The sequence below is a fragment of the Streptomyces africanus genome, assembly GCF_030816955.1.
Classification (GTDB): domain Bacteria; phylum Actinomycetota; class Actinomycetes; order Streptomycetales; family Streptomycetaceae; genus Streptomyces; species Streptomyces africanus.
This window is the reverse complement of the sequence record NZ_JAUSYP010000001.1, coordinates 1,810,001-1,822,349: the sequence shown is the minus strand read 5'-3', so window position 1 is coordinate 1,822,349 and position 12,349 is coordinate 1,810,001. Positions and strand designations below refer to the sequence as shown.

14 protein-coding genes are annotated in these 12,349 nt (G+C 70.1%); 7 read left to right on the top strand and 7 right to left on the bottom strand.

What is annotated here, in order from left to right:
• Positions 1 to 48: 48 nt before the first annotated feature.
• The 3 genes from QF034_RS08555 to QF034_RS08545 all read right to left on the bottom strand — a co-directional run bounded on the left by QF034_RS08555 (position 49) and on the right by QF034_RS08545 (position 2,870).
• Positions 49 to 777: a transglycosylase SLT domain-containing protein gene (locus QF034_RS08555; RefSeq protein WP_307174350.1), complete on the bottom strand. Its 729-nt coding sequence runs from the start codon at positions 775 to 777 to the stop codon at positions 49 to 51.
• A 354-nt stretch (positions 778 to 1,131) separates the two neighbouring features.
• Entirely contained in the window at positions 1,132 to 2,175 is a 1,044-nt protein-coding gene (locus tag QF034_RS08550; protein ID WP_307174349.1) for an S-adenosylmethionine:tRNA ribosyltransferase-isomerase, read from the bottom strand.
• Positions 2,172 to 2,870, bottom strand: a complete 699-nt coding sequence (locus tag QF034_RS08545; RefSeq protein ID WP_307174348.1) for an SDR family NAD(P)-dependent oxidoreductase — start codon at positions 2,868 to 2,870, stop codon at positions 2,172 to 2,174. Before QF034_RS08545 ends, QF034_RS08550 begins: the two co-directional genes overlap by 4 nt.
• A 235-nt stretch (positions 2,871 to 3,105) precedes the next feature.
• Here QF034_RS08545 and QF034_RS08540 point away from each other — a divergent pair, with 235 nt between their 5' ends.
• The 3 genes from QF034_RS08540 (at position 3,106) to QF034_RS08530 (ending at position 5,284) form a co-directional block, all read left to right on the top strand.
• A complete protein-coding gene (locus QF034_RS08540; RefSeq protein ID WP_307174347.1) occupies positions 3,106 to 4,251 on the top strand; it encodes a GAF domain-containing sensor histidine kinase in 1,146 nt (381 codons plus the stop codon).
• Positions 4,244 to 4,885 (top strand): response regulator, encoded by a 642-nt coding sequence (locus QF034_RS08535; protein ID WP_086564108.1) that lies wholly within the window; start codon positions 4,244 to 4,246, stop codon positions 4,883 to 4,885. Before QF034_RS08540 ends, QF034_RS08535 begins: the two co-directional genes overlap by 8 nt.
• A 156-nt stretch (positions 4,886 to 5,041) precedes the next feature.
• Positions 5,042 to 5,284, top strand: a complete 243-nt coding sequence (locus tag QF034_RS08530; protein WP_307174346.1) for a chaplin — start codon at positions 5,042 to 5,044, stop codon at positions 5,282 to 5,284.
• Between the two features lie 250 nt (positions 5,285 to 5,534).
• Here the strand turns inward: QF034_RS08530 and QF034_RS08525 are convergent, their stop codons facing one another.
• Complete coding sequence (locus QF034_RS08525; RefSeq protein ID WP_307174345.1) at positions 5,535 to 6,320, bottom strand: Rv1486c family protein; 786 nt, start codon at positions 6,318 to 6,320, stop codon at positions 5,535 to 5,537.
• A gap of 161 nt (positions 6,321 to 6,481) precedes the next feature.
• On the opposite strand from QF034_RS08525, the gene QF034_RS08520 reads away from it, so the two are divergent.
• The 3 genes from QF034_RS08520 (at position 6,482) to QF034_RS08510 (ending at position 8,897) form a co-directional block, all read left to right on the top strand.
• Positions 6,482 to 7,279: an ABC transporter ATP-binding protein gene (locus tag QF034_RS08520; protein WP_020272309.1), complete on the top strand. Its 798-nt coding sequence runs from the start codon at positions 6,482 to 6,484 to the stop codon at positions 7,277 to 7,279.
• Positions 7,280 to 7,374: 95 nt separating this feature from the next.
• The gene (locus tag QF034_RS08515; protein WP_307174344.1) at positions 7,375 to 7,806 is read left to right on the top strand and encodes an NfeD family protein; all 432 of its coding nucleotides are present in this window, start codon (positions 7,375 to 7,377) and stop codon (positions 7,804 to 7,806) included.
• Between the two features lie 131 nt (positions 7,807 to 7,937).
• A complete protein-coding gene (locus QF034_RS08510; protein WP_307174343.1) occupies positions 7,938 to 8,897 on the top strand; it encodes an SPFH domain-containing protein in 960 nt (319 codons plus the stop codon).
• Between the two features lie 64 nt (positions 8,898 to 8,961).
• Here the strand turns inward: QF034_RS08510 and QF034_RS08505 are convergent, their stop codons facing one another.
• The 3 genes from QF034_RS08505 to QF034_RS08495 all read right to left on the bottom strand — a co-directional run bounded on the left by QF034_RS08505 (position 8,962) and on the right by QF034_RS08495 (position 11,053).
• Positions 8,962 to 9,468, bottom strand: coding sequence for an HNH endonuclease (locus QF034_RS08505; protein WP_307174341.1), 507 nt, complete (start codon positions 9,466 to 9,468; stop codon positions 8,962 to 8,964).
• A gap of 210 nt (positions 9,469 to 9,678) precedes the next feature.
• The gene (locus QF034_RS08500; protein ID WP_307174340.1) at positions 9,679 to 10,218 is read right to left on the bottom strand and encodes a YbhB/YbcL family Raf kinase inhibitor-like protein; all 540 of its coding nucleotides are present in this window, start codon (positions 10,216 to 10,218) and stop codon (positions 9,679 to 9,681) included.
• A 52-nt stretch (positions 10,219 to 10,270) separates the two neighbouring features.
• Positions 10,271 to 11,053: a sporulation protein gene (locus tag QF034_RS08495; protein ID WP_010037685.1), complete on the bottom strand. Its 783-nt coding sequence runs from the start codon at positions 11,051 to 11,053 to the stop codon at positions 10,271 to 10,273.
• 145 nt (positions 11,054 to 11,198) lie between these two features.
• Between QF034_RS08495 and QF034_RS08490 the strand changes: the two genes are divergently transcribed.
• Positions 11,199 to 11,849 carry a DNA-3-methyladenine glycosylase gene (locus tag QF034_RS08490; RefSeq protein WP_307174339.1) on the top strand — a complete coding sequence of 217 codons (651 nt, stop codon included), beginning with the start codon at positions 11,199 to 11,201 and terminating at the stop codon, positions 11,847 to 11,849.
• Positions 11,850 to 12,349: the final 500 nt, after the last annotated feature.

The window sequence follows — 12,349 nt, the reverse complement described above, 5'->3', positions numbered from 1 at the left end:
GCCGCCCTTCGGCGTTCGTTCAGCGAAGCAGAGAGGTCCGCGCCGGCCTCAGTACGCGCTGTTGACGTTGTCCATCGAGCCGTACTTGTCAGCCGCGTAGTTGCAGGCGGCGGTGATGTTGGCGACCGGGTTGTAGATGTCCCAGGAGGTGCCGGGGACGTGGTACGCCTTGAAGGTCGGCGGGATGACCTGGAGCAGGCCCTTCGACGGGATGCCGTTGATGGCGTTGATGTCCCAGTTGTTGATCGCCCGCGGGTTACCCGAGGACTCCCGGATGATGTTGCGGTGGATGCCGTCGTAGGACGCCGGGATGTTGTGCTTCTTCAGGATGTCGAGCGACTCGCGGATCCAGCCGTCGAGGTTGTTCGGGTAGCTCTTGGCGGCGGCCTTCTTGACCTGGGCGCGCTTGGCGGCCCGGCTCGCGGCCTCCTTGGCCTCGCGCGCGGCCTCGGCCTTCTTCTTCGCGGCCTCGGCGGCGGCCTTCTTCTTGGCGGCGGCCGCGGCGTCGGCCTTCTTCTTCGCCGCTATCTGCTCCGCCTTCAGGCTGGCACCGGCCATCTGGTCGGTGACGCTCGCCTTGACGTCCTTGATCTGCTCGGTGCTGAACGCCACCGCAGCCGGCTGAGCGGCCTCGGTCGTGGTCTTGGTCGAAGCGCCGCTCGGCACCGCGGAGAAACCGATGGCGGCGGCGCCGAGGGCGGCGACACCCGCCATGGCGATCTTGTGGTGACGGGTCAGGGTACGACTCTGAACACGGCTGAAGATGTTCTTGGGCATGCTGCTGTGGACCTCTTCGAATAGCGCGGGAGTCGCTCGGCGTCCGGCGTTGGACTCGGTGTGTTTCCGACACGAACGCCGCGGAGGTGAACCCACGGCGCTGAGCGACGCAGCAATTCTTAGCGGCCGCAAAATTGCGTGGCAAAGGTGTGACGTACGATGCCCGATAGTGGATCAGGGATGGGCAAATCGGGGCAGACTGGACTGTCTGTGCCGCTCAATAGGTGGGGCTTTGTCTCCTATGCACTTTCGTACGTGACGTGGGTCCTATGCGCGGGCTCACACCGGGCGGAGTGCGGTCTCACCGCTGGTTGCACAAGCGATGCTCTGTGTGAGGGGTTTGCCACGCCGTCGCTACGGCAGGACGAGGTGCACGTCCCCGAACTCGTGCCACAGATAGCGGCCCTGGAGCGCGGCCTCGTAGCCACGCTCGATCGCCTCCCGCCCGGCGACCGCCTCCAGCATCAGCAGATGCGAGGCCTCCGGCTCGTGCAGTCCGGTCAGCAGCCCGTCCACCACACGCACCCCGCGCTCCGGTGTGACGACGAGATCCGTCCACCCCGCACGCGCGCGTACGACCCCGTCGGCGCCCACCGCCGACTCCACGGCCCGCACCGCCGTCGTCCCCACCGCCAGCACCCGGCTGCCACCGGCCTTCGCGGCGTTGATCAGCCGCGCCGACGCCCCGGGCACCGCGAAGCGCTCCGGATACGGCGGCTCGTGCGCCTCCGCCGACGCCACCCCCGTGTGCAGCGTGACCGGCGCGAACTGCACGCCCCGGCTCACCAGCTCAGCCACCAGCCGCGCCGTGAAGGGCCGCGCCGCGCTCGGCATCTCCGCACTGCCCGCCCCGTCCGCGGACGGCAGCGCGAACACCGTCTGGTAGACGGACAACGGCTGGTCGCGCTCCGTGTACGCGTAGCGAATGGGCCGCCCGTGCTCCCGCAGCAGCCCCGGCACCCCCGGCCCGGCGACCCGCGCCCACCACAGTCGCCCGCTCCGCCCGCTCAGCGGCTCCTCCAGAACCAGCCACCCGCCTCCCGGCAGGCGCACCTGCGTACCCGCGGGCCCACCCGCACGCGGACGCGTGGTGCCCCGCCCGTCGGGCTCCCGCAGCTCCACCGCCCAGCGGCCGTCGTCCCCACGCGTGGAGAAATGCACCACCACGCGCGCGTGCCCGATCCGCCCGTCCACGGCCGCCGCCAGCGTGGCCGAGGTGTTGACCACGAGGAGATCCCCGGCCCGCACCAGCCGCGGCAGCTCCGTGAACGTGTGATGCGCCACCTCGACACCCCGGGACACCAGCATCCGCACGGCATCCCGGTCCAGCCCGGGGCCCCGCTGCTCGGCCGGCACCCGGGCCGACAGCTCCTCCGGTACCCGCACGGCCGGCGTCATCGCACCCCGTCCACCAGAGCCGGAGCCCCGTACCTCCCGCTCGCGGGCCGCTCGTCCAGCAGCCGCAGGAACCCCGGCAGCACAGCCGCCGGCTCCGGCCGCGGATCGTGATCGTCCGGTACGGCCGCCGCATACAGGTCCGTGGCCATGTCCCCGGGATCCACCGCCCAGACCCGCAGCCCCGGCTCCTCCACGGCGAGCACCGCCATCAGCTGGTCCAGTGCCGCCTTGGACGCCCCGTAGCCGCCCCAGGTCTCGTACGCCTCGGCTGCCGCGTCCGAACTGACCGCCACGACGGTGCCGGCCCGCGAGGCGCGCAGCAGCGGCAGCGCCTCCTGGACCAGGCCGAGACCCGCCACCAGGTTCACCTCCAGCGCCCGCCGCAGCCCCTCCAGGGGGAGCTCCTCCAGCCGTACCAGCGGCTCGGCGCCCAGCGCGCTCGCGTTGTGCACCAGCAGGTCGGCGCCGCCGAGTCGCCCCGCCGCCGACACCAGTGCCGCCCGGTGCGCGGCGTCCGTGACGTCTCCCGGCAGGGCGGTCACGCGCGCGCCGTGCGCGGAGACGGCCTCTGCGGCTTCCCTCAGTGTCTCGGCGCCCCTGGCATCGAGCACCAGATCCCAGCCCCGCCCGGCCAGCGCCTCCGCGAGCGCCCGGCCCAGCCCCTTCGAGGCCCCGGTGATGATCGCAACCGGCATGATCCGCTCCCTCGCCGTGGTCGTGTGCCCTCACCGTAGGAACAGGGACGCCCGGACCGCCTCGGACGCGGGCCGCAGTCCACCGGGTCCCTTCGCCCTACGCCACTGGCCCGGTGCCCCGGTCCTCCGCCGTGCCGCCCGCCCGTATCGGCCCAGCGACCTAGGTCCAGCGGCCCGGGCGACCGCCGCCACCGGTCCGATCCGCGCTGTCACAGCCCGCCGGTACCGTGAGGACATGAGCCACGGTCCCCGGTCCGGCCTCGCCGCGGTGAGTTCCGCGTTGCTGGCCATGAGCAGGCATCTCGAGGTGCGCGACGTCCTCAAGACGATCGTCGCCTCGGCCCGCGAACTACTCGACGCGCAGTACGCCGCGCTCGGCGTCCCGGACGACCACGGCGGCTTCGCCCAGTTCGTGGTCGACGGCGTCAGCGAGGAGCAGTGGAAGGCGATCGGCCCGCTCCCGCGCCAGCACGGCATCCTCGCCGCGATGCTCCGCGAGGCCAGGGCCGAGCGCCTCGCCGACGTCCGCAAGGACCCCCGCTTCGAGGGCTGGCCGAGCGCCCACCCCGACCTGGTCGACTTCCTGGGCCTGCCCATCCGCGACGGCGACGAGGTCATCGGCGCCCTGTTCCTCGCCAACAAGAACTGCCCCAAGCCAGAAGGCCGTTGCGGCTTCACGCAGGACGACGAGGAGTTGCTCGGCATCCTCGCCCAGCACGCGGCGATCGCCCTCACCAACGCCCGCCTGTACGAACGCAGCCGCGAGCTCACCATCGCCGAGGAACGCTCCCGCCTCGCCCACGAACTGCACGACGCGGTCAGCCAGAAGCTCTTCTCCCTGCGCCTGACCGCCCAGGCCGCGGCCCGCCTGGTGGACCGGGACCCGTCCCGGGCCAAGGGCGAACTCCAGCAGGTGGCGGCCCTCGCCGCCGAGGCCGCCGACGAACTGCGCGCCGCTGTCGTCGAGTTGCGCCCCGCCGCCCTCGACGAGGACGGCCTCGTGGCCACCCTTCGGACGCAGGTCCAGGTCCTCGACCGCGCCCACTCCGCCCGCGTCACCTTCGCCGGCCGCGGGGTGAAGGCCCTGCCGGCCTCCCAGGAGGAGGCCCTCCTGCGTGTCGCCCAGGAGGCTCTGCACAACGCCCTGCGCCACTCCGGCGCCGACCACGTGGACGTGACCCTGGACCGCCGCGGCAGCGGAGCCGTCCTGCGCGTCACGGACGACGGCAGCGGGTTTGACCCGAGGACGGTCCGCCGCGCCGGACGCCACCTGGGCCTGGTCTCGATGCGGGACCGGGCGAGCGGGGCCGGCGGCACGCTGACCGTGGAATCGGCGCCCGGCAAGGGCACCACGATCGAGATGGAGGTCCCCGGTGGCTGACGCAATCAAGGTGCTGCTCGTCGACGACCACCAGGTCGTCCGCCGGGGCCTGCGCACCTTCCTGGAGGTACAGGACGACATCGAGGTCGTCGGCGAGGCGGCGGACGGCGCCGAAGGGGTCGACCGCGCGGAGGAGCTGCGGCCCGACGTCATCCTCATGGACGTCAAGATGCCGGGCATGGACGGCGTGGGCGCCCTGCGCAGACTCCGCGAACTGGACAACCCCGCGCGTGTGCTGATCGTCACCAGCTTCACCGAGCAGCGCACGGTGGTCCCGGCCCTGCGCGCGGGCGCCGCCGGCTACGTCTACAAGGACGTCGACCCCGACGCCCTCGCCGGAGCCATCCGCTCCGTCCACGCCGGGCACATCCTCCTCCAGCCGGAGGTCGCCGACGCCCTGCTGTCCCAGGAGGAGGCCAACTCGGGCCCGGGGCGGGCCGGTTCGCTCACCGAGCGGGAGCGCGAGGTGCTCGGCCTGATAGCGGACGGCCGCTCCAACCGGGAGATCGCCCGCGCCCTCGTCCTCTCGGAGAAGACCGTCAAGACCCACGTCTCGAACATCCTGATGAAACTCGACCTGTCCGACCGAACGCAGGCCGCCCTGTGGGCCGTTCGCCATGGCGTGACCGGCTGACTCGCTCATCCCACGGCAACACGGAAGGTTCCATTCCGAGCTGAGATTCATACTGTCGTGGGAACGTCCCTCACATGGCGCAACCTCGGTGGATCTCCGCCGTTCTCCAGTGCGTGCTGCGGCGCCTGCCGCGGCAATCGCAAGGAGGGCTCAGAAGTGAAGAACCTGAAGAAGGCCGCTGCCGTGACGATGGTGACCGGTGGCCTGCTGGCCGCGGGCGCGGGCATGGCCTCCGCCACCAGCGCGCACGCCGACGGCCAGGCCGTGGGCTCCCCGGGCGTCGTCTCGGGCAACGTCATCCAGGCCCCGGTGCACGTCCCGGTCAACGTCTCCGGCAACAGCGTGAACGTCGTGGGCGTCCTGAACCCCGCCTTCGGCAACCACGCCGTCAACCACTGACACCCCACCTCCGTCTCCGAGCCGGAGGTGACACCGGCCTCCCAGCAACGCCTGGGAGGCCGGTCCACTTAGCCTGCGGGCAGTCGTGCCTCCCCCAGTGCCTTAAGGGCCTGGGAGGTACCCCCAGGGCGGCACGGGTGGGCGCAGGCGGCACCCCGCTACGCCGGGCTGCGCACCCACCCGCCCTCAGCAGCAACGTCGAGCACCAGACCAACCCCGGTCAGCGCCCCCACCGCACCGCTGCCCAGCGTCACCGCACCCCCCGCTCCCGCTCCTCCACAACGGAGTTGTACGCCGCGACCTGCGCCCGCCGAGCCGTCCGCTCCACCGGCCGCAACGCCTCCCGCCGCGCAGACATCTCGGACGAACTCACCGCACCACCGTGCCCACTCTCCGTCGCCACAGCGATGAGCGTCCCCACCCGCTGCGCCAACTCCAGCACCCGCACCGCCCGCGACGGATACCCAGGCGCCAGCACCTCCCGCCCCCGCTCGGCCCGAGCCCGGTACGCGTCGACCGCCGCCTCCGCCACCGGCCCCGACCCGGCCACATCCAGCCGCGTCAGCGCCTCGGTCGCCTCCCTGAGCGCCTCCGCCAGCTCCCGCTCCGCCTCACCCAGCGACGGCACATCCGCCGGCGGCGCCTCCCGTACGGGCAGCACATGCCACACCACTTCGTCCCGCACACCCTCAGGCCCGGCCTCGTACACGTCCGGCACCAACCCCAAGGCGGCCCCGTGACAGACCACCGCCTCCTCTGCCTCCAGCGCCCGCGCGTTGAACTCCGGCGGCCCGCTCAGCCCCAGCGGATGCCCCGGCGCGGGCAGAGCCACCCGCAGCCCGGACACCCCCAGCGTCCGCAGCCGCCCCAGCGCGAGCGTCAGCCCGACCTGGCCCGATTCTCCCGGCAGCCCCTCCACCCGATGCACCGCGTCCTCGCCGACGATGGCGAGCACAGCGTCATCCGGTGAGACAAGTCCGGCCAAAAGGGCATTTCCCCATGCAGCGAGACGTCCAGCGCGTGGTTCCGTGAGCATGTCCCCACCCTAGGACCCTCCAAGGACCGGACCGAGGGAATGTCCGGGCCGACCGGTGGCGTAGATTTCATGGAGGGCTGCGCCCACCGGCGCGGCGGACCGAGCCACAGGCTTACGCGACAGCCGAGACCGGCCACACTGCAAGGGGAGACAACGCGCTCATGAGCGATGTTCTGGAGCTTCAGGACGTATCCGTGGTCCGCGAGGGCCGGGCTCTGGTGGACCAGGTCTCCTGGTCGGTCAAGGAGGGCGAGCGCTGGGTCATCCTGGGCCCGAACGGCGCCGGCAAGACCACCCTCCTCAACCTCGCTTCCACCTACCTCTTCCCCAGCTCGGGCACCGCCGCCATCCTCGGCGAGACCCTCGGCAGGCCCGGCACGGACGTCTTCGAACTGCGCCCGCGCATCGGTATGGCCGGCATCGCCATGGCCGACAAGCTCCCCAAGCGCCAGACCGTCCTGGAGACGGTGCTGACCGCCGCGTACGGCATGACCGCCACCTGGCACGAGGACTACGAGGAGATCGACGAACAGCGCGCCCGCGCCTTCCTCGACCGCCTCGGCATGAGCGAGTACCTGGAGCGCAAGTTCGGCACGCTCTCCGAGGGCGAGCGCAAGCGCACCCTCATCGCCCGTGCCCTGATGACCGACCCCGAGCTGCTGCTCCTCGACGAGCCCGCCGCCGGCCTCGACCTCGGCGGCCGCGAGGACCTCGTCCGCCGCCTCGGCCGCCTGGCCCGCGACCCGATCGCCCCCTCGATGCTCATGGTCACCCACCACGTCGAGGAGATCCCCCCGGGCTTCACGCACGTCCTCATGATCCGTCAGGGCAAGGTCCTCGCCGCCGGCCCGATGGAGCTCGAACTCACCTCCCGCAACCTCTCCCTCTGCTTCGGCCTCCCGCTCGTCGTCGAACAGGCGGGCGAGCGCTGGACGGCACAGGGCCTCCCGCTGTCCTGACCCGGCCCCTCACCGCACAAATCCCAAAGTAAGAAGGGCATTTCACACCCTGGGCGCCCTGTCGGTGACAGGGCCGTCCGACCTACCATGCCCCTGTGGACATCGACGCATGGCTGTGGTGGCTGATCGGCGCGACCGCGCTCGGCATCGCGCTCGTGGTCACCGCGATGCCGGAACTCGGCATGCTCGCGGTGGGCGCCATCGGCGCCGCGGTGGTCAACGGCCTCTTCGGCGGCGGAGCCGTCGCCCAGGTCGTCGTCTTCGCCGTCATCTCGACGGCCGGCATCGCCGTCGTACGCCCCATCGCGAACCGGCATCGCGCCCAGCGGCCCCAACTCGCCACCGGCGTGGACGCGTTGAAGGGCAGACAAGCCGTCGTCCTGGAACGCGTCGACGCCTCCGGCGGCCGGATCAAGCTGGCCGGAGAGGTCTGGTCGGCCCGCGCCCTCGACACCGACCGCGCTTTCGAAGTAGGCCAGGAAGTGGACGTCGTGGACATCGAGGGAGCCACTGCGATCGTCATGTGACCTCGCAAGACGTAACTGGAGTGAACTCCTCGCCAGCTACGCGACGGTCTGACAGACTCGACCAGCAAGATCTTCGACAACCATGAGATCTGCCGAAGTCGCCGAGGCGGAGAAGGGTACGGGGAACGACGATGGAACCGGTCATCATCGTCCTGATCATTCTGGTGGTGTTGGTCTTCATCGCCCTGATCAAGACGATCCAAGTCATCCCACAGGCCAGCGCGGCCATCGTCGAGCGTTTCGGCCGCTACACGCGGACGCTGAACGCCGGCCTCAACATCGTCGTCCCGTTCATCGACACCATCCGCAACCGCATCGACCTGCGCGAACAGGTCGTCCCGTTCCCGCCGCAGCCGGTGATCACCCAGGACAACCTGGTGGTCAACATCGACACGGTCATCTACTACCAGGTGACCGACGCTCGCGCCGCGACCTACGAAGTCGCCAGCTACATCCAGGCGATCGAGCAGCTCACCGTCACCACGCTCCGCAACATCATCGGCGGCATGGACCTGGAGCGGACCCTCACCTCCCGCGAGGAGATCAACGCGGCCCTGCGCGGCGTCCTCGACGAGGCCACCGGCAAGTGGGGCATCCGCGTCAACCGCGTCGAACTCAAGGCGATCGAGCCGCCCACCTCCATCCAGGACTCGATGGAGAAGCAGATGCGCGCCGACCGCGACAAGCGCGCCGCGATCCTCCAGGCCGAAGGTGTCCGGCAGTCCGAGATCCTGCGCGCCGAAGGTGAGAAGCAGTCCCAGATCCTGCGCGCCGAAGGTGAGGCCAAGGCAGCGGCCCTGCGCGCCGAGGGCGAGGCCCAGGCCGTACGTACGGTCTTCGAGGCCATCCACGCCGGCGACCCGGACCAGAAGCTGCTCTCCTACCAGTACCTCCAGATGCTCCCCAAGATCGCCGAAGGCGACGCCAACAAGCTCTGGATCGTCCCCAGCGAGATCGGCGACGCCCTCAAGGGCCTCTCCGGCGCCATGGGCAACTTCGGCGGCATGGGCGGCGGTTCCGGCGGCAACGGTGGCGCGTCCGCAGGCGCTGTCCCCGCCCAGGAACGCCGCGAGAAGCCATCCATCGACTGACCCAGCACGCATGAAGGGGGCCCGCTTCCCAGAGGAAGCGGGCCCCCTTCATGCGACAGCCAGGCTAGGCGGCAGGCTGGGCCAGCCACTCCGGCAGCGCGTCGAAATCGTCCTGCCCCAGCGCCAGCAGCATCGCGTCCGCCGGAGTCGGCTCGAACGGTTGCCGCAGCAGCGGCATCCCCGCCTGCTCCGGAGTCCGGTTCGCCTTGCGGTGGTTGTCCTCGGCGCACGAGGCCACCGTGTTCAGCCAGGTGTCCTGACCCCCCTGCGACCGCGGCACCACATGGTCGACGGTCGTCGCCCGCCTCCCGCAGTACGCGCACCGGTGCCGGTCCCGGACCAGCACACCCCGCCTCGACCACGGCGCTCGTCTTCGGAAGGGCACCCGTACGTACTGGCAGAGCCTGATCACACGGGGCACCGGTATGTCGACCGCGGCTCCCCGCATCCGCAGTTCGGGGTGGGCCTGCTCGACGACGGCCTTGTCCTGCAGCACCAGAACGACGGCTCGGTTCAGCGTCACCGTCGACAACGGCTCGAAGCTCGCGTTGAGTACCAGCGTGTCCCGCATACCAGCCCACCTCCCGTGTGCACCGGCCCACCCCCTGGCGGGCTGGGATCAACTCTGGCCGGGCACGCCGAGATGGACAACGCAATATCTGCTGCTCCTACGGGGGGTGACCCCCGCGGCCCCCGGCAACAAAAATGCCCGCTCCTGATCAATTCCAAGACCAGGAGCGGGCAAACGTTCCGTGAACGCCGGGATCGCGGGGGCGGCTCGTCAGCCCTCGGCGGGCACCTCGTACTCACCGATCAGCTGAGCCCGCGCGATCGTGTGGAACCGCAGGTTGAAGCCCACGGCGGCAGGCGAAGCGTCCGCATCCGGACCGAGCTTCTCCTGGTCCACGGCGTACACCGTGAACACGTACCGGTGCGGCCCGTCCCCGGGTGGCGGCGCGGCACCACCGAACTCCTTGCCGCCGTAGTCGTTACGAGCGTGGATCGCACCCTCGGGCAGACCCTCGAACTTGCCGCTGCCCGCACCCACCGGCAACTCGGTCACCGACGCCGGGATGTCGAACAGCACCCAGTGCCAGAACCCACTGCCCGTCGGGGCATCGGGGTCGTAGCACGTCACGGCGAAGCTCTTGGTCTCGGGCGGGAAGCCCTCCCACCGCAGCTGCGGCGAGGTGTTGCCGGCCGCGTGGACCTGAGCGTCCTTGAGCGTCGCACCCTGCTGGACGTCCTCGCTCGTCACAGTGAACGACGCCACGGGCGGATGGAAGTCGTGGGGGAGCGGCCGCCGCTTGAGCTCGGTCACCTCGGTACCTCCTGATCGGTTCTTGCAGTTGATCCCGAGCCTAGGGCCTCCCCTAGAACCAGTTGCGCTTGCTGCCCACCTCGGAGAGCCACTGGTTGAGGTACGCGGCCCAGTCGGTCCCCTGGTAGTCGTTGAGACCCACCTGGAAGGACCGGAAGGTGTCGCTGCCCTCGCTGAACAGACCAGGCCTCTTGTCCATCTCGAGCACCACGTCCATGGCGTGCGCGTCGGCCACGAAGCTCAGCTCGACCTGGTTCAGTCCCCGGTACTGCTGCGGCGGGTAGAACTCGATCTCCTGGTAGAACGGCAGCTTCTGCCGCGTACCCCGGATGACCCCGCGCTCCATGTCCGCGTTCTTGAAGCGGAAGCCCAGCTGGATGAAGGCGTCCAGGATCGCCTTCTGCGCCGGCAGCGGGTGCACCTTGATCGGGTCCAGGTCACCGGAGTCCACCGCCCGCGCGATCTCCAGCTCCGTGGAGACCCCGATGTGCATCGAGCGCAGCTCCTGCCCGTCGATCGTCGTGATCGGCGTCTCCCACGGAATCTCCAGCCCGAACTGCACCGCGTGCACCGCGTTCGCCTGAAGCTCGAACGCCCCGCCCAGCCGGGACTTCGTGAACTCGATGTCCTGCTTGTACTCCTGGTCGCCGCTCTCCACCTCGACCTTGGCCTGGAGCCCGACCGAGAGCCCCTCGATCTGCTGGTTCACGGAACCGCCCTGGATCCGCACCTCACCCTGGACGACACCGCCCGGGACGACGTTGACCTCATGCAGCACCGTCTCGACCGAAGCCCCGCCGGCCCCCAGGCTCGCGAGCAGCTTCTTGAACGCCATGTCTCTCCCTCTCGCCCACTACGGGTGAATCCCTGATCCCTACAAACGCGATCCGGCCGTGGCCGGTTCCACGCCCTCACCCTGGCAAGGCCGGTGCCCTGAGGCCACCCCGCCGCACCAGCCGTCTCCAGTACCCTCGGACGGCATGATCGCGATCCCCGACCGTACGCCCCTGCCCAGGGAGTTCTTCGACCGGCCCGTCCTCGATGTCGCCCCCGACCTCCTCGGCCGCATCCTGGTACGCACCACCCCGGACGGTCCGATCGCCCTCCGCCTCACAGAGGTAGAGGCCTACGACGGTGCAGACGACCCCGGCTCCCACGCCTATCGCGGCCGCACGGCCCGCAACGACGTGATGTTCGGTCCCCCCGGGCACGTCTACGTCTACTTCACCTACGGCATGTGGTTCTGCATGAACCTGGTGTGCGGCCCCGAGGGCAAGGCGAGCGCGGTCCTGCTCCGCGCCGGCGAGATCATCGAGGGCGCCGAACTGGCCCGCACCCGTCGACTCTCGGCCCGCAACGACAAGGAACTGGCCAAAGGCCCGGCCCGTCTGGCGACGGCCCTGGGCGTGGACCGCTCCCTGAACGGCACGGACGCCTGCACCTCCGATGACACCCCCCTGAAGGTCCTCGCGGGCACGCCCGTACCGCGCGACCAGGTCCGCAACGGACCACGCACCGGAGTCGCGGGTGAGGGAGGCAACGGCGACGTGCACCCCTGGCGCTTCTGGATCGCCAACGATCCAACGGTGAGCCCGTATCGGGCCCATGTCCCGAGGCACCGCCGGAGTTGACGCGTCCCCGCAAGATGCGTAATGTAGCCCGAGCCGCTTGACCCGGGTACGGCATTCGCCAGCAGCCGGAAGCGGCCAACCCACTACCTGACGACTTCCCCTCAGCAGGGGCGAATTCGGCGTGCTCGCATGCCTGAATTCGGCGCCGACGGACTCGATTATGAGTTGGCCGGGGGAATCGGCTAGCGTAGTGAATGTCGAAAGGCCGACGAGCGAAAGCCAAGGCCGCTCGGCAAATCCCGCCGACAGGGAATCGGATCGAGAAAACGATCTGATAGAGTCGGAAACGCAAGACCGAAGGGAAGCGCCCGGAGGAAAGCCCGAGAGGGTGAGTACAAAGGAAGCGACCGTTCCTTGAGAACTCAACAGCGTGCCAAAAGTCAACGCCAGATATGTTGATACCCCGTCTCCAGCATCTGCTGGGGCGAGGTTCCTTTGAAAAAACACAGCGAGGACGCTGTGAACGGCCGGGCTTATTCCGCCTGGCTGTTCCGCTCTCG